General features: G+C 40.9%; 16 protein-coding genes. 12 read left to right on the top strand and 4 right to left on the bottom strand.

Annotated elements, in window-relative coordinates:
* The first annotated feature begins 53 nt into the window (after positions 1-53).
* The 3 genes from pyk (at position 54) to MSTHT_RS12285 (ending at position 3,198) form a co-directional block, all read left to right on the top strand.
* Positions 54-1,487 (top strand): pyruvate kinase, encoded by a 1,434-nt coding sequence (gene pyk, locus MSTHT_RS12295; RefSeq protein WP_048168035.1) that lies wholly within the window; start codon positions 54-56, stop codon positions 1,485-1,487.
* Between the two features lie 220 nt (positions 1,488-1,707).
* Positions 1,708-2,616 carry a hypothetical protein gene (locus tag MSTHT_RS12290; RefSeq protein WP_048168034.1) on the top strand — a complete coding sequence of 303 codons (909 nt, stop codon included), beginning with the start codon at positions 1,708-1,710 and terminating at the stop codon, positions 2,614-2,616.
* A 204-nt stretch (positions 2,617-2,820) separates the two neighbouring features.
* Positions 2,821-3,198, top strand: coding sequence for a tetratricopeptide repeat protein (locus MSTHT_RS12285; protein ID WP_082086844.1), 378 nt, complete (start codon positions 2,821-2,823; stop codon positions 3,196-3,198).
* A gap of 103 nt (positions 3,199-3,301) precedes the next feature.
* On the opposite strand, the gene MSTHT_RS12280 is transcribed toward MSTHT_RS12285, so the two are convergent.
* Together MSTHT_RS12280 and MSTHT_RS12275 are read right to left on the bottom strand one after the other, a co-directional pair.
* Positions 3,302-4,495, bottom strand: coding sequence for a geranylgeranyl reductase family protein (locus tag MSTHT_RS12280; protein ID WP_048168033.1), 1,194 nt, complete (start codon positions 4,493-4,495; stop codon positions 3,302-3,304).
* An 80-nt stretch (positions 4,496-4,575) separates the two neighbouring features.
* Positions 4,576-5,457, bottom strand: coding sequence for a class I SAM-dependent methyltransferase (locus MSTHT_RS12275; RefSeq protein WP_048168032.1), 882 nt, complete (start codon positions 5,455-5,457; stop codon positions 4,576-4,578).
* Positions 5,458-5,719: 262 nt separating this feature from the next.
* Here MSTHT_RS12275 and MSTHT_RS12270 point away from each other — a divergent pair, with 262 nt between their 5' ends.
* Positions 5,720-6,064, top strand: coding sequence for a P-II family nitrogen regulator (locus tag MSTHT_RS12270; protein WP_048168031.1), 345 nt, complete (start codon positions 5,720-5,722; stop codon positions 6,062-6,064).
* A gap of 10 nt (positions 6,065-6,074) precedes the next feature.
* Positions 6,075-7,268, top strand: coding sequence for an ammonium transporter (locus tag MSTHT_RS12265; protein WP_048168030.1), 1,194 nt, complete (start codon positions 6,075-6,077; stop codon positions 7,266-7,268).
* A gap of 416 nt (positions 7,269-7,684) precedes the next feature.
* On the opposite strand, the gene MSTHT_RS12260 is transcribed toward MSTHT_RS12265, so the two are convergent.
* Complete coding sequence (locus MSTHT_RS12260) at positions 7,685-8,014, bottom strand: YnfA family protein (protein WP_197071750.1); 330 nt, start codon at positions 8,012-8,014, stop codon at positions 7,685-7,687.
* A complete protein-coding gene (locus tag MSTHT_RS12255; protein WP_082086843.1) occupies positions 8,011-8,388 on the bottom strand; it encodes a YnfA family protein in 378 nt (125 codons plus the stop codon). The genes MSTHT_RS12260 and MSTHT_RS12255 overlap by 4 nt, the downstream gene beginning before the upstream one ends.
* Before the next feature lie 1,284 nt (positions 8,389-9,672).
* Here MSTHT_RS12255 and MSTHT_RS12245 point away from each other — a divergent pair.
* The 7 genes from MSTHT_RS12245 to MSTHT_RS12215 all read left to right on the top strand — a co-directional run bounded on the left by MSTHT_RS12245 (position 9,673) and on the right by MSTHT_RS12215 (position 15,745).
* The gene (locus MSTHT_RS12245) at positions 9,673-11,595 is read left to right on the top strand and encodes an NADH-quinone oxidoreductase subunit 5 family protein (protein WP_048168028.1); all 1,923 of its coding nucleotides are present in this window, start codon (positions 9,673-9,675) and stop codon (positions 11,593-11,595) included.
* Positions 11,592-12,461, top strand: coding sequence for a respiratory chain complex I subunit 1 family protein (locus MSTHT_RS12240; RefSeq protein ID WP_048168027.1), 870 nt, complete (start codon positions 11,592-11,594; stop codon positions 12,459-12,461). Before MSTHT_RS12245 ends, MSTHT_RS12240 begins: the two co-directional genes overlap by 4 nt.
* Before the next feature lie 13 nt (positions 12,462-12,474).
* Positions 12,475-12,945: an NADH-quinone oxidoreductase subunit B family protein gene (locus MSTHT_RS12235; protein ID WP_048168026.1), complete on the top strand. Its 471-nt coding sequence runs from the start codon at positions 12,475-12,477 to the stop codon at positions 12,943-12,945.
* The gene (locus MSTHT_RS12230) at positions 12,938-13,288 is read left to right on the top strand and encodes an NADH-quinone oxidoreductase subunit C (RefSeq protein WP_048168025.1); all 351 of its coding nucleotides are present in this window, start codon (positions 12,938-12,940) and stop codon (positions 13,286-13,288) included. The genes MSTHT_RS12235 and MSTHT_RS12230 overlap by 8 nt, the downstream gene beginning before the upstream one ends.
* Positions 13,289-13,310: 22 nt before the next feature.
* Positions 13,311-14,387 carry a hydrogenase large subunit gene (locus MSTHT_RS12225; RefSeq protein ID WP_048168024.1) on the top strand — a complete coding sequence of 359 codons (1,077 nt, stop codon included), beginning with the start codon at positions 13,311-13,313 and terminating at the stop codon, positions 14,385-14,387.
* Positions 14,388-14,408: 21 nt separating this feature from the next.
* A complete protein-coding gene (locus MSTHT_RS12220; protein WP_231588092.1) occupies positions 14,409-14,768 on the top strand; it encodes a 4Fe-4S dicluster domain-containing protein in 360 nt (119 codons plus the stop codon).
* Between the two features lie 533 nt (positions 14,769-15,301).
* A complete protein-coding gene (locus MSTHT_RS12215) occupies positions 15,302-15,745 on the top strand; it encodes a hypothetical protein (protein ID WP_048168022.1) in 444 nt (147 codons plus the stop codon).
* Positions 15,746-16,231: the final 486 nt, after the last annotated feature.

Here is a 16,231-nt window from a genome sequence, read left to right as displayed (position 1 = left end):
ATTAGGGGTAGAAGGCGCATTGATCAGAGTTTAAGCTTAAAGGCCGTGTGAACATGCAAATTCCGGACCATAAGACAAAAATAGTCTGCACCATAGGCCCGGCTTCCTCTTCCGAGGAAGTTATCAGGGGACTTTTGCTCGCTGGCATGAATGTGGCAAGGATAAATTTTTCTCACGGAGACTTTGAGAGCCATAGTGAAGTAATCCGGAGAGTACGCAGGGTGGCAGCAGAGCTTGACATGCCGATTACAATCCTTGCCGACCTTCCAGGCCCGAAGATCCGCATAGGGAAGCTGGAAAAAGAGCCGATCATGCTTCATAAAGGAAACTTTGTGACCCTTACGGTTGACGAGATTCTGGGAAATGAGAAACGCATTCCTGTAAATTACAAGCAGCTTCCGGAAAGTGTAACCCCAGGAAGCCTTATTTACTTAAGTGACGGATTTATCCAGCTTCGCTGCCTGGAAATCTCGGGAAAAGATGTTATTTGCGAGGTTCTTGTCGGGGGGCAGCTTTATTCTCATAAAGGACTTAACCTTCCCGGAGCGAAGATTCTCATTGATCCTATAACTGGAAATGATCTCAAAATCCTTGAGTTCGCTCTGAATGAGGGGATAGACACTTTCAGCATCTCTTTCATAGAAAGTGTTGAGGATATTCGTAAGGTCCGGGATTTTGCTGCAGCCAGAGGAAAGTCTGTATATATTGTTGCTAAAATCGAGCGCCGGCAGGCTGTGGAGAATATTCAAGAGATTCTAAAAGAAACTGATGCACTTATGATCGCCAGAGGAGACCTCGGAGTTGAAATCCCTATCCAGGAAGTTCCTTCAGCCCAGAAAGAGCTTATCTACAGTGCGAAGCTTCTTGGAATTCCAGTAATTACAGCCACTCACATGCTGGCTTCAATGACCGATAATATAAGGCCTACCCGTGCAGAGGCGACAGATGTTGCCAACGCAATCCTTGACGGCACGGATGCGGTAATGCTTTCGGAAGAAACAGCGGTTGGCAATTATCCCGTAGAGGCCGTTGAGATGATGGCAAAAATTGCAAAAACTACCGAAAACTGGCGATCTCGGACAAAATGGGGTCTTGACACGATAATCAAGGGAATAATGGAAAGGGAAATGTCAGTGGACGAGGTAATAACTCTCCAGGTGCATGAAGCCCTGCAGAAATTGCCAGTAGCAGCCGTACTGACACCCACAAGGAGTGGAGCAACCCCGCGCAGGATTTCGCGTTTCAAGCCCGATACCTGGATTCTTGCTTTCAGCCGCGTCCCAAGAACCTGCGGCTTCCTCACTCTATCCTATGGGGTTTATCCCGTCCTCGTAAAAGAGACAATAGAGAGTTGGGAAAAAGAAGCCACCGAAAAAGCTAAAAAACTAGAGTTTGTAAAAAGCGGAGATATCGTTGTTTTCACCCAGGGTCCTTCTTTAGGAAAGCCCGGAGGCACAAATATGCTCAAAATTCTCACCCTTGAGTGATAAGAACGGTAGTTTTGCTCAGGGCAGAAGAATTCAGCTTTAATCCCCCATTACCGGTCTGAGATTCAGGATCCAATGTAGGAGGAAACATTAGAAAACCTTTTCATCCTGCAGATCTCAAACCATTATATTTAGACAATGTACTTAGATAATTTTATAGATATCAAATACATGATCTCTACTGTCAGAAAAATTAACTTTGCGTTATGAGGTTTCATTGATGAAACGAAAGGACCCAGCAACAAAAAACCAGAAGTTTCTGGCTGTTTTTATAGCATTAACAATGCTTCTGTCAGCCTGCATGATATACTTTACAGGCAACTCAGATAAAAATAGCAATAATGATATTTCCTCTACAGAAAATGTAGAGGAAGGTCTCATAATCCCTTTTTCTCAGATTCCTGGCAAGCAGGTTCACCATAAGTTCAACTCCATTGCCGACGGCTTGAACATGACCCCCCAGGGAGCAATAAGTGCAACCTATGTAGACCTTCAAAAAGCGGCAGGAACGCCGTTTGAACAAATTGTTGGAAATACAAGCATGCTGAACTGGCTGTATGGAGCAAATGTAACAAAAGTCTATAATACAAATTATGTTAATGGCAGCAACGAGTTTGAACTTCATCTGATTCCAGAACAGAAAATCTTTGCACCTATAGGAGCAATCCCATACAAAAACTACTATCTCCTTGCAAGGACAAACAGTACCTATGATATCTGGAACGTAGCCGGAAGCCCTGTTATTCTTGGCTCCCACCAGAGTGCGAGAAATGTAATCGATATACTGGAAGGAAATGCAACTGCTACAACAGAATATGATGCCCTCCTGAGTCAAGCGAATCCTGAAGGGAGTATCTACCAGCGAGTAATTACAAAGACAAACTCCACTGATATCCCGGCTGATCAGGTCTACATGGATTTCAGAAAACTCGGTGATGGAAATTATACGCAGACGTCCCTTTATCTCAATCCAGAACCCGAATTCACTGAAAAAATCGAGACTTTGAAGGCAAACTCCACCGAACGCGGAGTAATCTACAATGTAACTACCTCAGGAAACATTACCAAAATTGTAATGACTTCTGATTTTGGAAGCTTATTGAACGAAGCACAGATGCTTGCACAGTAAGCTTTCAAATTTTTCATTTTTAAGATTTCTTTTTAAACATACCGAATTCTTAATGTTATGAAACTTACTTGATTTTATTTTTGGTTCAATGCCTTGCTTTGGGTTGTACTTTGTATGGGTTATTCCTTGTTATATCATTCTGTCCAAGAGAATAATTATTTATTTCTACCTGCCAGACAATCTCACAAGGGAGAAGTGATATCATTGGGATTTTTGGACAGCTTATTCAAGAAGAAGGTGGAAGGCAAAACCGCAGAGGAGTGGTATGCGCTTGCAGTCAGAGAAACCGATCCTGAGAAAAAAATTGAGTATTTTGATAAGGTTCTGAAGCTAAAGCCTGATTTCGCAGGAGTCTGGAACCTCAGGGGACTTGAATTCGTAGTCCTCAAGCGATACGAAGAAGCTATTGCTTCCTTTGAAAAAGCCCTTGAGATCCGACCTTCCTATCCGGAAGCAAAGTACAATAAAGAAGATGCTGAAACCGAATTAAGAAAAATGAAAGCAGCCGAAGCAAAAGCGAGAGAGAAAGAAGCAAAAGAGGAAGAGAAAGAAGAAACAACTGTGGAAAGGACAGAAGTGTAAAATCGGAAACCCGAATTCTCAGTTTCTCACGCCGCCATGCCGTTTTCGATAAAACCTTTTCTCAAAAGGTTTTCGCTCAAGCCTTTTTTGAAAAGGCTTGCGTTCAAGCTTTTTTTGCCCGGTTTAGCGCCTGGAGCCCGAGTTTAACGGTAGAGGGGAGTTTTCCGCATTGCATGATTTTCATCTGCTCTGGGGAAATAAGCTTGAAAGCTGCATTCATGAGAACATCGGATTTCATAATTCCATCCATAAGCTGCCTTGCCTGCACCGATGTTTTAAGCTCAGATCCGAACTGAGCTCGCCAGCGTCGGTCATATTCTTCAAGCCTGCATTTCCCGGCTACAAATTCGGCTGCTGTTTCTCCTGCCACTTTTCCGGCAATCATTGCAGGAGGGATTCCGCCTCCGTTTGTTGCAAAGATCTGTCCGGCTGCGTCCCCTACAATTAGTGAGTTCTCAGTTGAAGTTTTTTCCGGAGCGCCATTGACAGGAATAATGCCTGCAATCACATTCATTATTATGCCGTCTTTCAATTTCTTTTCTGCAAGAGGATGGCTCCTCATAAAACGGTGCAAGTATTCCCTTGCAGAAACCCCTTTTTCAGCCAACCTGCTTCGAATCCCTACTCCCACATTTGCACGATCTTTACCCTCGGGAAAAATCCATGCATAACCGCCTGGCACAAAGTCCTTTCCGAAATACATTTCCAGGGCAGAAGGGTCAATATCCACATTCCTGACCTGGTATTCAATAGCAACAGAAATCTCTCTTGATTTAGGATTAGGCAAAAGCCCACTTGATTTTGCGACAAGGGAATTGGGACCGTCAGCTCCTATGATAGCTTTTGCTTTGATTCTATGCTTTCCGAAGATTCCTGAGGTTTCAACCATCGTGCCCTCAATTCTCGTTACGCGAGTTTTGACCATGAGTTCAGCCCCGGCTCTTGCTGCCTTCTCGGCGAGGAACTGGTCATATTTGCGCCGATCAAGGACTGCACCTCTGACAGCGAACTCTTTTATATTACAGTTAGGAGGGAAAATGCGTTGTGTATCAATTCTCTGTAGTACGCAGGAATCAGGATAGTTTTTCAGCGTATCCGGTAGCCTGGCGTCACGTAACAGAGCCTGAATTTCAGACGCATCGGGCAGAAAACCAGCACATTGAATAGGATTCCCTATCTCTTTTTTTTTATCAAGAAGAAGTACTGAAGCACCGTTTTTTGCAGCGTAGAGGGCAGATGTAGATCCTGCAGGACCTGTGCCTACCACAATTACATCATAAGAGGCGTCTGGGAACATAGAAAGATCTTCCTGTTTTCATTTTTGTTTTGCAATTTGCAGGGGACTGTTTATTAATTCTTTCCCGAAACATTCAGATATCACATCTTTTTTACAGCTTTCAGAATCGCTGCTCCTTCCATATTCTCAACCTCGACTGCGAAGCCGACATCCTCAAAAAGCGCCTTCCATTCAACTTCCGAGAACTGGGGACCGTGGTGGTGCTGATGTGCAAGCGGTTCTACTGCAATTAGCAAGCCTCCGTTTTTAAGCACTCTCTTAATTTCGAACAGGGCAAATTTAATGTCTTCGAGGTGGTGGAGCATGAAGAAACAGGTAGCCACTTCCGCAAATTCGGATTCAAAAGGCAGGGCATAGGCGTTTCCTGTTCTGAATTCCACATTCGTCACGCCAAGGATATCAGCATTCATCTGTGACTGTCCGGTAAGAGAGTCATGAATATCGATCCCGTAAACCTTCGAATCCGGGTTGTTTTTTGCAAGCTCCAGAGTGAGGCTTCCGAAACCGCTGCCAATATCGAGGATTGTTTCCCCTATTATGTCAGGAAGCACGGCAGGAAGTACCTGCGCCCGGATACGAGCCATGCGGTCTTCAGGAAACGTTGCCTGTTTTGTTTTTTCCGCATCTATTGTTGTAAAGGGAAGGATGGCATAGACCTTTGAGCCGTTAACCGCAATAAGCCCTTTTACGTAAATCCTGTCGGTTTCTGCTACAATACATTCCACAATCGATACTCCGACATCCCTGCAAAAGCGCATATTCCACTCTTCCCTTTTCTCAGGGAATCGGATATCAAGGGGCGTATGCACCACGATATAATGGGAATATTCAGGCTTGAAGTAGTCTGATACGGATTCAGGCTCGTTCAGGTGGATCTCACTGATGCTCTCTCTGAAAAGGGCGAGGATCTGCAGGGAAACCTCATCAGCCTTATTTCTTACACTTCCAATTTCTCTGAACATAGCTCTGAGTTTGTTCTCGGGGAATAAAAGGTCTCTTACAGCATAAGCGGGAAAGAAATCGAACTCATACGGCAGCCCAAATTCTAATTTTTAGATAGCTACAGTAGCCTTAGAAATGCTGAGAATTTATATTGAGCTCTTAACCTGCAAAGATCACAATCTACTTTATGAATTTTCTGCCAAACTATATAAATATTTAATATATAGATGGATTGATTTAAATATTATTAAGTAGGATATAGGCTACCGATTGGTGGTCAAGATGAAGTATGTAATCGCTATAATAAGGCCGGAAAGACTTGATGCGGTCAAACGAGAGCTTCAGAAACTTGAGGTAAATAGATTAACAGTTTCATCAGTTGCCGGCTATGGCGCCCAGAAAGGATACCTGGAGATCTACAGGGCAACAGAATATGAGGCAAACCTGCTTGAGAAAATCAAGATTGAAATCGCAGTTGAAGATCATTTCCTTCAACCGATTATCGAGGCAATAAAAACTGGAGCGAAAGGCAATGACGGCTACCTCGGAAGCGGCAAGATATTTGTGCTGCCACTTGATGACGTAATACGGATTCGTACTAACGAAACCGGATCTGACGCTTTATGAGGGGATAAATATGGCTATCGAAACTGCAGATACAGTATGGGTACTGATTTCATCTGCACTGGTATTACTAATGGTTCCCGGGCTGGCACTATTCTACGGCGGGCTGGTCCAGCGTAAAAACGTCCTGAGCAGCATGATGCACTCATTCGTTGCCATGGGCGTTATGGCTCTGGTATGGGTTTTAGTAGGCTACTCACTTGCTTTTGGAGAAGGCAACTGGTTTGTGGGCAGCCTTGAACACGCATTCCTTAAAGGGATTGACGCATATTCGGTAACAGGGACAATTCCAACTTATGCATTTGTAGCATTTCAGGGAATGTTTGCAATAATTACACCTGCTCTTATTTCAGGTGCAATTGTGGGACGTGTTAAGTTCAAGTCTTATATCGCGTTCATTGTGCTCTGGGGACTCATAATCTATGCACCTGTATGTCACTGGGTCTGGGGAGGCGGATTCCTCACTGGGGAAGCTCTGGACTTTGCAGGCGGCACGGTTGTCCATATAACAGCAGGTATTTCCTCGCTTGCAATACTGACTTACCTCGGAAAGAGAAGAGGATATGGCGTTGACGTCCTGAAGCCGCATAACATTACTCTAACCCTCCTTGGTGCCGGGATTCTCTGGTTTGGATGGTTCGGATTCAACGCAGGCTCAGCTCTTGCTGCAAATGAAATTGCAACACTTGCATTCATTACAACAATAGTAGCCCCCGCAGCAGCAGGGTTTGTCTGGATGGTAATTGAATGGTATCACCTGGGATATCCTACTGCCCTTGGATTTGCAACTGGGGTTCTGTCAGGGCTTGTCGCAATAACTCCAGCTGCCGGATTTGTCACGCCTATAGCAGCAATTCCAATAGGTGCGATTGCAAGCTTTATGTGTTATCAGGCTGTGATGCTCAAAAACAGATTTGGATATGATGATTCACTCGATGCCTTCGGAGTTCATGGAGTTGGCGGAATAATCGGTGCACTTCTAACAGGCGTATATGCAAGCGTAGGCAGCGAAGGTCTTCTCCTTGGAAACTTCAGCCAGCTGCTGGTTCAGCTTGAGGGCGTAGTCTTTACAATTATATACGCAAGTGTCTGTACCCTCCTTATCGGCTTTGTACTTAATAGAACAATAGGGCTCAAAGTAACTGAAAGTGAAGAAAACATCGGGCTTGACAAAACGCAGCATGGTGAAGCCGCATATAACATATGAATTGCAGATAACACTTCACTTTCAGTTTTATGATTTTTTTATATTTACACGGAACAATGAGGAAAAGCTCTCTATATTAATACATTCAAGCGTACAAACTTTCGGGTTGAACTCAGTTAACTTAGGCTGTTGGCTGGACTGCAAATCTTGACTTCATAATCACATGTAAAAGCAGCTACATAAAAGTCCTGTTTTTTCCTTGGAAACGAAGGAGATTAAGGGCTAAAAACGAAAACAAAAAACGCAGATTTTACAGAAAGCTGAGTTTTTATGGATAGTAAAAACGATTTCCATAAAATTCACGTTTTCTATCTTCAACTAGCCTATCCCGCATTTATTTGGTATCTTCTACTTTAAAAGGGTCAGAATAGAACCTAATCCTTCCTGATAAAACCTGTTCCTTCCTGTATACTTACTTAACGAGGCACGTAGAACATTATCATCACACCTACAAGTGCGATCAATGCCCCTATTATCTCGTACTTATCCGGGTTTTTTTTATCTACAAGAACTCCCCAGATTAGGGAAGAGACAATAAAAATTCCACCGTAGGCAGCATAGACCCTGCCGAAGTGTGCTGGCTGGAAGGTTGGAATTATCCCGTAAATGGTTAATGTTAATCCTCCAAGCAGCCCGAGTGTTATCCCTTTGTTCTCTCTTAACCACAACCAGACAAGGTAACCTCCTCCAATTTCAAAGAGTGCAGCCAGGAAAAACAGTGCAAGAGAAATGGCAGGATCAATCAATTGTTATCACTTTCTCTTGGCCAGTAGTAAATAATTGACACTCCAATAAGAATAATCAAGGCACCGATGATATCATAAAAATCAGGAGGAATTTTATCGAAGATCCAGCCCCATAAGAGGGACATAACAACAAAAATGCCTCCATAAGTTGCATATATCCTGTGGAAGTAGGACGGTTGGAAAGTCGGCACGACTCCATATAAAAAAAGGATAATTGCCCCAGCAAATGCAAAGATAAGCTCCCTGCCCTCACGTAGCCATAACCACAGAAGGTATCCACCTCCTATCTCAAAAATGCCGGCAAGGATAAACAGGAGAATAGTATACGCAAAGCATCTTTTTTGGGAGATACATCTGGATTCAATTTTAAGCATGGTCTTCCAATATTGCTAGAAATATATATAAATACACTGATTTAGGCTATTCCTTAATTATTGAAATGCCAAAACGTTTAGAATTCTACGATAGTATACAGGTAAAAAAGCAGAGAGAAATACAAGAAAAAGCAGGTAAAGTCCCAAGCCTGGATAATATCAAAAGAATGAAGAAGCTTGCAAATCTCTGAATGGAAAAAAATAGAGTGAAAAATGCTAATTACAAGATATTTCAGGATATACTCACTTGCAACAATCCCACCCTCCACATGAAGGAAGGAGACTATGGTTGCCGCTTTCCACTTCCCAGCACTCAAAGCAGAGCTTTATTGTCCCAAGTCTCCTGTGCTTTACTCTAAGCAGAGAGTTTTCGTCCTTTCCACAAATATAACATTTAACTATGTTTTAACCCTCAATCAGCGTTCTCAAAAATACAATTTTAGCAGCGTTCAGCAACTTAATCGCGTTCAAAATTTCAATCAATTTTTTCATAACAGGGATGTTCTTTATTATTATACTGCTTTTGTCTAAGTTATTCATTAGCCGGATTCCCAGTAGCATTTTTATATTAGAAGTCATTATCTGTCCAGTATATAACAATATTTATATAAAAATAAAGATAAAATCACTTTCTTTAAATATATCTTTGTTATATTAATTATTGTATAAATTGATATTATTGTTTAATATTTATTTTGATATTAAATCTAAAAAATTACGAGATCCGGAGGCTGTCCAACAAATAAATATCAGGAACAATATAAAAATAAACTAAAATCACTACATTTAAATAGAGCTATGTGCATGCTAATTTATAATACTTTAATAGTATACTAAAACTATTTGGTATTATCTGTTAGTATTTCATAGTATTCCGACTATAAAATACAAAACAAGAAGAAAAACAATAACCGGGGGCTAAATTGTCCATTATTCTTGTTAGTAATATAAAAGTAAAAAGAAAATCACTATCTTTAAATATGGCTTTGCTATAATAAAGATTTGGCAACGTGTCGAATTTATATCGACATTATTCGCAAATTATTATTTCTTGTGATTTTGATATAAGAATATTATAATATTTGTGGATTATTAGTCCATATTCTTATATGCTCAGGAATTGCGCAGTTGAACTGGGAAATCGGTAATTAAACCTTTCGGGAATATAAAAAATGGGTTATAAAAACGTTGTATATATCTGATTTATTTTTCAATTGTGTAAATTCCACCATATAAGTCAGAGAAAGACAGATCGGAGGATTAATAGATCGGAGGATACGCTGTATGATAGAAAACACTGTTATGCTATTAATTGCAGTACCCATACTGTTTTCGCTTTTATTCGTAGCCCTTCCCAAATCGATGTACAAGTATTTGGCCTGGGCTTTTTTCATAATAGGAGTAGCTTTATCAGTTAATTTAGTATTGGATGGTACTGGAGTAGTCGAAATTACAGAACCAAATTTAGCAATGTATGAGAACATTGTCCTTATATTCGAAGTACTGGTGATATTATTTATTCTTGCCGTGTCAGCAAAATATAAAAACTGGCCTACACTTGTACTAGGAATAATTTCGGCAGCTATATTTGCTTACACTTTTACCAATGTTCCTCATGTTGAAAGCGCTTCTTTTAATATTGATCAATTTTCTCAGGTCATGATATTAATCGTTAATATAGTCGGTACTGCAATTATATTATTTGCAACCGGTTATATGGACGAATATGAAGAACACAGGCATTTAAACAGACAAAAAACTTTCTACTTTACAATGAGCTTTTTCCTTGCAGCCATGAATGGTCTGGTAATGGTTGACACGCTTGGATGGCTGTTCCTTTTCTGGGAACTCACAACTCTGTGTTCTTTCGTGCTGATCTCATACAACATGGATGAAGAAGGAATTAACAACGGTTTCAGAGCTCTGGCTTTAAACTTGGTTGGTGGAATTGCTTTATCAGTAGGCATAATTATTCTCGCTACTAATTATAATATAGGTACCCTTTCTGGAATTGGAACTTATGCTGGAACTAATGCAGCAGCAATGGCTACTGTAGCTCTTCCTGTTGTCTTACTCTGTATCGGAGCCTTTGCAAAATCTGCTCAGATGCCTTTCCAGAGCTGGCTCTTAGGCGCAATGGTAGCTCCAACCCCGGTTTCTGCCTTACTGCACTCAAGCACAATGGTTAATGCTGGTGTGTTTTTAGTTGTTAAACTGGTGCCAGCTTTTGCAGGCACGAGTCTTGGGACAGCTATAGCGGTTTATGGTAGCTTTACCTTCGTTATGTGCTCGGCTTTAGCCTTATCCCAGAGAAATGCCAAGAGAGTCCTCGCTTATTCAACTATTGCAAACCTGGGATTAATTATCGCAAGCGCCGGAATTGGTACACCTCTGGCTGTAGCTGCTGCAATTATGCTTATTCTGTTCCACGCAATCTCAAAAGCCCTCCTGTTCCTGTGCACAGGTGAAATTGAGCACACTATAGGAAGCAGAGATATCGAGGACATGTCAGGGTTAATAAATAAAGCTCCCCTTCTCACCACGCTTGCAGCTTTGGGAATGGTATCAATGCTGTTACCTCCCTTTGGTGTGCTGCTTACAAAATGGGTATCAATGGAAGCTGCTGCAAGCAACCCTGTGGTGATAATATTCCTTATACTTGGGAGTGCACTTACTACGGTTTATTATGCTAAATGGATGGGAACAATATTATCAACCACCATGGATAAAAGCGCAGTTCATCACAAAAAATCGGAAACATATTTCCCGCTGTCATTCCTTGGATTAGCCATAGTAGTAACAAGCATACTTGTGTTTACAGTGTATGATTACTTCGTTAGACCCCAGGTAGAGATTCTGCTCAAAGCTGCTCCTGATATCTCAGGAGAGGCTGGACAATTTGCTTCCGAGATAGGGGCATTTGCTTACGCAGCAATATTTGCAGCGCTTGTTCTGGCTATCTTGATCTACTTCGCTACCAGGAATATGTTTACTCCCCGTAAAGTTGACTATTATATGTGTGGGGAAAACAACTTGGAAACGGACAAATTAATGTTCAGGAACGGACTTTGCGCCTACGATAAAAGCAACGTCTCTAATATTTACCTCCAGGATATCTTTGGAGAAAGTAAACTTACAACATTCGGATATGCAATTTCCATACTTCTGATTATGATTGCATTTTTGGCAGGAGGAGTATTAATATGAATGCAACCGATATTTTAATAGCTGCTCTTGTTATATTTGTAGCTCCTATCATCGGCTGCTTATACGCAGGGATTGACAGAATAATTACTGCAAGATTGCAGGGTAGAGTAGGTCCTCCTCTTTTGCAGCCATACTACGACGTCAAGAAGCTTCTTAGCAAAGACAATATGGTTGTAAACCCCTCTCAGAACTTCTACGTGGTAATATATGTAGCCTTCTTAATTCTAAGCCTCTTGATGTTAGTGTTCCAAGCAGATATTCTGATGATAATATTTGTGTACACAGTATCTTCAGTAGCTCTTATTGTAGGAGGAATGAGTACTGGTTCTCCATACGCCAGGCTAGGAAGTTCAAGAGAAATCATGGCTGTACTGGCTTATGAACCAATTTTAATACTGTATGCTCTTGCAATATACTTGCTTACAGGCACCTTTAAGTTATCCGCAGTAGTACAAGCAGATAAACCTCTGCTGTTTTATACACCTCTTATATTCATAGCAATGTTTGTTGTTCTGAATATAAAATTGAAAAAATCACCATTTGATTATTCAACCTCTCACCATGCTCACCAGGAGCTGGTTAAAGGTATGACGACCGAATATTCAGGACCAGGCTTGGCCGGAATTGAGATTGGGCACTTCTATGAATACGTGTTCTTGACAGGACTTATCTTCGTATTCTGGGCAGTAAACCCACTGATAGGTATACTTTTGTCTGCGGCTGCATTCTTTACTGTAACTCTTATAGACAACATTACTGCAAGAGTTTACTGGCAGTGGATGCTCAAGCTGAGCTGGTCGGTTTTACTGATACTTTCCATAGTAAACATAGCATACCTGTACTTTAGCCAAGTAAAATTAGTGTGAAAGAGGGAGACATATGAGTTTGGCAAAATCCCCATGGATTGTACATGTGAATTGTAACAGCTGTAATGGCTGTGATATTGAAGTAGTAGCCTGTCTTACTCCTCTATATGATGCTGAAAGATTTGGTGTTTTAAACATAGGTACTCCCAAACAAGCAGATATAATGGTGGTTACAGGCGCGGTAAATTACAAAAATGTAAACGTGCTTAAAAACATCTACAACCAGATTCCTGATCCCAAAGTAGTTCTAGCAGTTGGCGCTTGTGCATCCACTGGCGGAATATTCCATAACTGTTACAACGTGATAGGTGGAGTTGACCAGATCATACCTGTAGATGCATATGTTCCCGGATGCACCCCAAGACCTGAAGCCATACTTGATGGTGTAGTAGCAGCACTTTCAATACTTGAAGAGAAGAAGAAAGGGAACATTAAAGGACAAGAGGTAAAATTGAAAGGAAAAGAGGTGGCATCGAATGCTTGATAACACCATAGACGCCACAGAGATGAAAAGCAGCGACGAGCTGCTAAAAACGGTTGAGGGCTTAAAAAATGATGGCTACCGATTCTCTACTATAATATGCCAGAAAGCTAACGAAGGTCACGATCTTCTATATCTCTTTGAGAAGGACAACAAATTAAAAAATCTAAGGTACTTTGTGAAACCAGGTGAGAAACCCAAGAGTATATCAGGAATTTATTTATGTGCACTTTTGATCGAGAATGAGTACCAGGATCTCTTCGGATTGACTTTCGAAGGTTTAGCAATAGACTACAAAGGCCACCTTTACTTAACGCCAAACAGTCCAAAAACTCCCTTGGCTTAAAGCAATTTGAGAGGAGAATCATATGACAACCGTAATACCGTTTGGTCCTCAACATCCCGTTTTACCTGAACCAGTGTCTTTAAAACTTGAGATTGACAACGATGTCGTTGTTGGAGCACTTCCCTCACTGGGTTATGTTCACAGAGGGCTTGAGAAATTCATAGACACGAAAGACTATAACCAAACCACATATATTTGCGAAAGAATATGCGGAATTTGCAGTGCCCTCCATGGTATCACTTATACACGAGCAGTCGAGAAACTATTCGATGTTGAAATCCCAGAGAGAGCGCAGTATATAAGAGTAATAGTTGGTGAACTCAACAGAATCCACAGTCACCTGCTCTGGCTTGGTCTGTTCGCCGATGGTTTCGGATTTGAAAGCCTCTTTTACGAGTGCTGGAAGTACAGAGAGGGAGTACTGGATGTACTGGAGAGAATCACTGGAAACAGAGTTATACACTCAATATCGAAAGTTGGAGGAGTTACCAAAGACCTGACTAATGAGCATATTGACATGATTGAGAAAATGCTCGATACAGTGGAAGCACAGGTCAAAAATATCGAAAAAGTGTTCGTAAACAATTACACCGTTAAGAAAAGATGTGTAGGATTAGCTACAATGTCAAAACAGCTCGCATATGAAGCTGGAACTGCCGGTCCTACACTTAGAGGAAGCGGGAACGCTATTGATGTAAGAAACACACCAGACTGGGATATCTATAAGGATCTAGGTTTCAAGACAGCTGTCGAGCAAGATGGTGATTGTTACGCCAGAACTAAAGTAAGAATCACTGAATTATACGAGTCAATTAAGCTGATAAGGAATGCGCTTTCCAAGCTGCCCAATGGGGACATTGCAACACCCATAAAAGGCTTCCCTACTGGTGAAGCTATTATGAGAACTGAGCAGCCCAGAGGTGAGGTTGTATATTACGTAAAAGGTAATGGTACTAAAAACCTGCAAAGGCTTAAAGTAAGAACTCCTACCTTTGCAAATATACCCTCGCTGTTACTGACGCTCCCAGGCGTGAAGCTCGCAGATGTGCCTATAGTTGTACTTACTATAGATCCCTGCATTAGCTGCACTGAAAGATAAAAGAAGGGTGATATTATGGGTATGTTGAACCTTGTTCTAACAAATATTTCTCGTAAACCTGCTACCAGACTTTACCCCTTCGAAATAAGGGAACCTTTCAAAGAGTTTAAAGGAAGTATTGTTTTTAATCCTGAGAACTGTATCCTCTGTGGGCTGTGTCAAAAGAAATGTCCTCCGGATGCGATTACAGTTACCAAAGCTGATAAAACGTGGGAAATTAACTTATTCAGATGCATAATGTGTACTGAATGTGTTGCTAACTGCCCGAAAGACTGTCTATCAGTATCTAATCAAAGGACAAAGACTGGTGCAAAAGAAACTTTAAAAGTGTCAGTTCCGATAGTGGACAAACCAAAAGCAGCAAAAGCATCATCAAAATAAGAATTTAATTTAAATTTTTCTTTTTGATAATGCTTTTAACTTTGAAAGTAATTAACATGAAAAACAATACTGAACATTCTCCGGTCTAAGCATGGCAGTTAAGGGGATCCTTTCTAAAGGATTCCCTCAATAGCCATTCAAACAAAAAATACTTTCATTTGCAATGGTTACAGGTATAATGATATCTCGTCTACTTAACACACTTTTTTACGGAACATTACTTTTCTTTGGAACATTATTTTTCTTTTAATTTCCTGTTTTTAAGCTTTTTACTTTTTCAAGATTGCAGTTCTTATTCCTGCCGAATCCATGCCACATGAATGTCAGCTTTCAGTCCACCAGTCGTACCAAAAATTCGTTTTTCAAGCCTGCCTTTAGCCCTAAAGTGGAATTTTCTGAAATTACGTATAGAATTCCGCGATCATTCCGGAAAGACACCAAAAAACACATTAAAGAGCCTGTGAATTTAGTTAAGCTTTTATTCTTTCCTCTAGTATATTAATAAGAAAGAAAGCAAATATGAACAACAGGAGATGGACGGACTGACAAGCAGAATTCCGTTTACCAATGCGGGCCCAGAAATTAATTTTGATAAGCAGTGGGCTTTTGAAATTGCTTACTTTACCCAGCGCGTAGGGAATGATATCAGGAAGCTTGGGGATCTTCTGAACGCCAGGGATTATGTAGAATCACGCCTCCTGGTCTCAGAAATGAAACAGAGAGCAGAGTATGAAAAAACCATCCAGCCCGATTTCAAGACTTCTGAAAATCTTATAAAGGCTCGTAAGCTGTTCAACAGTTTTCTGGATGAGTGCGCTAATTTTGCCGAGCTTGTGAGGGTCACGACAATACAGGAAGAGACCGGGTGCGAAGAAGTGCTCGATAAACCTGAACAGATCCGATATTCCATGAATAGGCTTAATATTCTTAAAGAAATGCTGACTGATGAACTTGGACTCCAGGGCTGGTACTACTGAGCAAGCATATTGAAAACTTTCTACCATCCTATCTGTAAGCATATTCTTTAATTTTTAAACATTGCCTTTAACGTGATTATTACCTGTATCTGCAATGCTGCTCATAACACAACCGATACCTGAAAGATTTACCTAAAAACAAGAAACACCTGCCTCAAAGGTAGTTCCGGACAATAGAAAGCTTTATAATTAAGAACCTCATTAGAGGGGTAGCAAAAGGATATATACAGGAAAAAAGGGTTACAGGGTTACTATTCAAGCTAAAGGCTATTAATTAATATCATTTAATCCAGTAATTTAGTCTGTAATTATTTAATCTAGTAATTCAGTTTGTATATTATTTAATCCAGTAATTCAGTCTGCCTGTATCACAGGGAAGAACTCAAAAAAGCGTCTGGAACTTATCCAAGAAATCGAATTTTTGCTGTATAAGTTTATTTATATGGGTTGTGGATTTCCCTGTTCCTTAGGCACCTTCTCGCATCC

The sequence above is a fragment of the Methanosarcina thermophila TM-1 genome, assembly GCF_000969885.1.
In the GTDB taxonomy this organism is placed as follows: domain Archaea; phylum Halobacteriota; class Methanosarcinia; order Methanosarcinales; family Methanosarcinaceae; genus Methanosarcina; species Methanosarcina thermophila.
This window is presented reverse-complemented; position numbering and strand designations above follow the sequence as displayed.

Coding starts and splice junctions, on each gene's coding strand:
- pyk (WP_048168035.1), top strand. CDS start 54: ATGCAAATTCCGGACCATAAGACAAAAATAGTCTGCACCATAGGCCCG.
- MSTHT_RS12290 (WP_048168034.1), top strand. CDS start 1,708: ATGAAACGAAAGGACCCAGCAACAAAAAACCAGAAGTTTCTGGCTGTT.
- MSTHT_RS12280 (WP_048168033.1), bottom strand. CDS start 4,495: ATGTTCCCAGACGCCTCTTATGATGTAATTGTGGTAGGCACAGGTCCT.
- MSTHT_RS12275 (WP_048168032.1), bottom strand. CDS start 5,457: ATGTTCAGAGAAATTGGAAGTGTAAGAAATAAGGCTGATGAGGTTTCC.
- MSTHT_RS12270 (WP_048168031.1), top strand. CDS start 5,720: ATGAAGTATGTAATCGCTATAATAAGGCCGGAAAGACTTGATGCGGTC.
- MSTHT_RS12265 (WP_048168030.1), top strand. CDS start 6,075: ATGGCTATCGAAACTGCAGATACAGTATGGGTACTGATTTCATCTGCA.
- MSTHT_RS12255 (WP_082086843.1), bottom strand. CDS start 8,388: ATGCTTAAAATTGAATCCAGATGTATCTCCCAAAAAAGATGCTTTGCG.
- MSTHT_RS12245 (WP_048168028.1), top strand. CDS start 9,673: ATGATAGAAAACACTGTTATGCTATTAATTGCAGTACCCATACTGTTT.
- MSTHT_RS12240 (WP_048168027.1), top strand. CDS start 11,592: ATGAATGCAACCGATATTTTAATAGCTGCTCTTGTTATATTTGTAGCT.
- MSTHT_RS12235 (WP_048168026.1), top strand. CDS start 12,475: ATGAGTTTGGCAAAATCCCCATGGATTGTACATGTGAATTGTAACAGC.
- MSTHT_RS12230 (WP_048168025.1), top strand. CDS start 12,938: ATGCTTGATAACACCATAGACGCCACAGAGATGAAAAGCAGCGACGAG.
- MSTHT_RS12225 (WP_048168024.1), top strand. CDS start 13,311: ATGACAACCGTAATACCGTTTGGTCCTCAACATCCCGTTTTACCTGAA.
- MSTHT_RS12220 (WP_231588092.1), top strand. CDS start 14,409: ATGTTGAACCTTGTTCTAACAAATATTTCTCGTAAACCTGCTACCAGA.
- MSTHT_RS12215 (WP_048168022.1), top strand. CDS start 15,302: ATGGACGGACTGACAAGCAGAATTCCGTTTACCAATGCGGGCCCAGAA.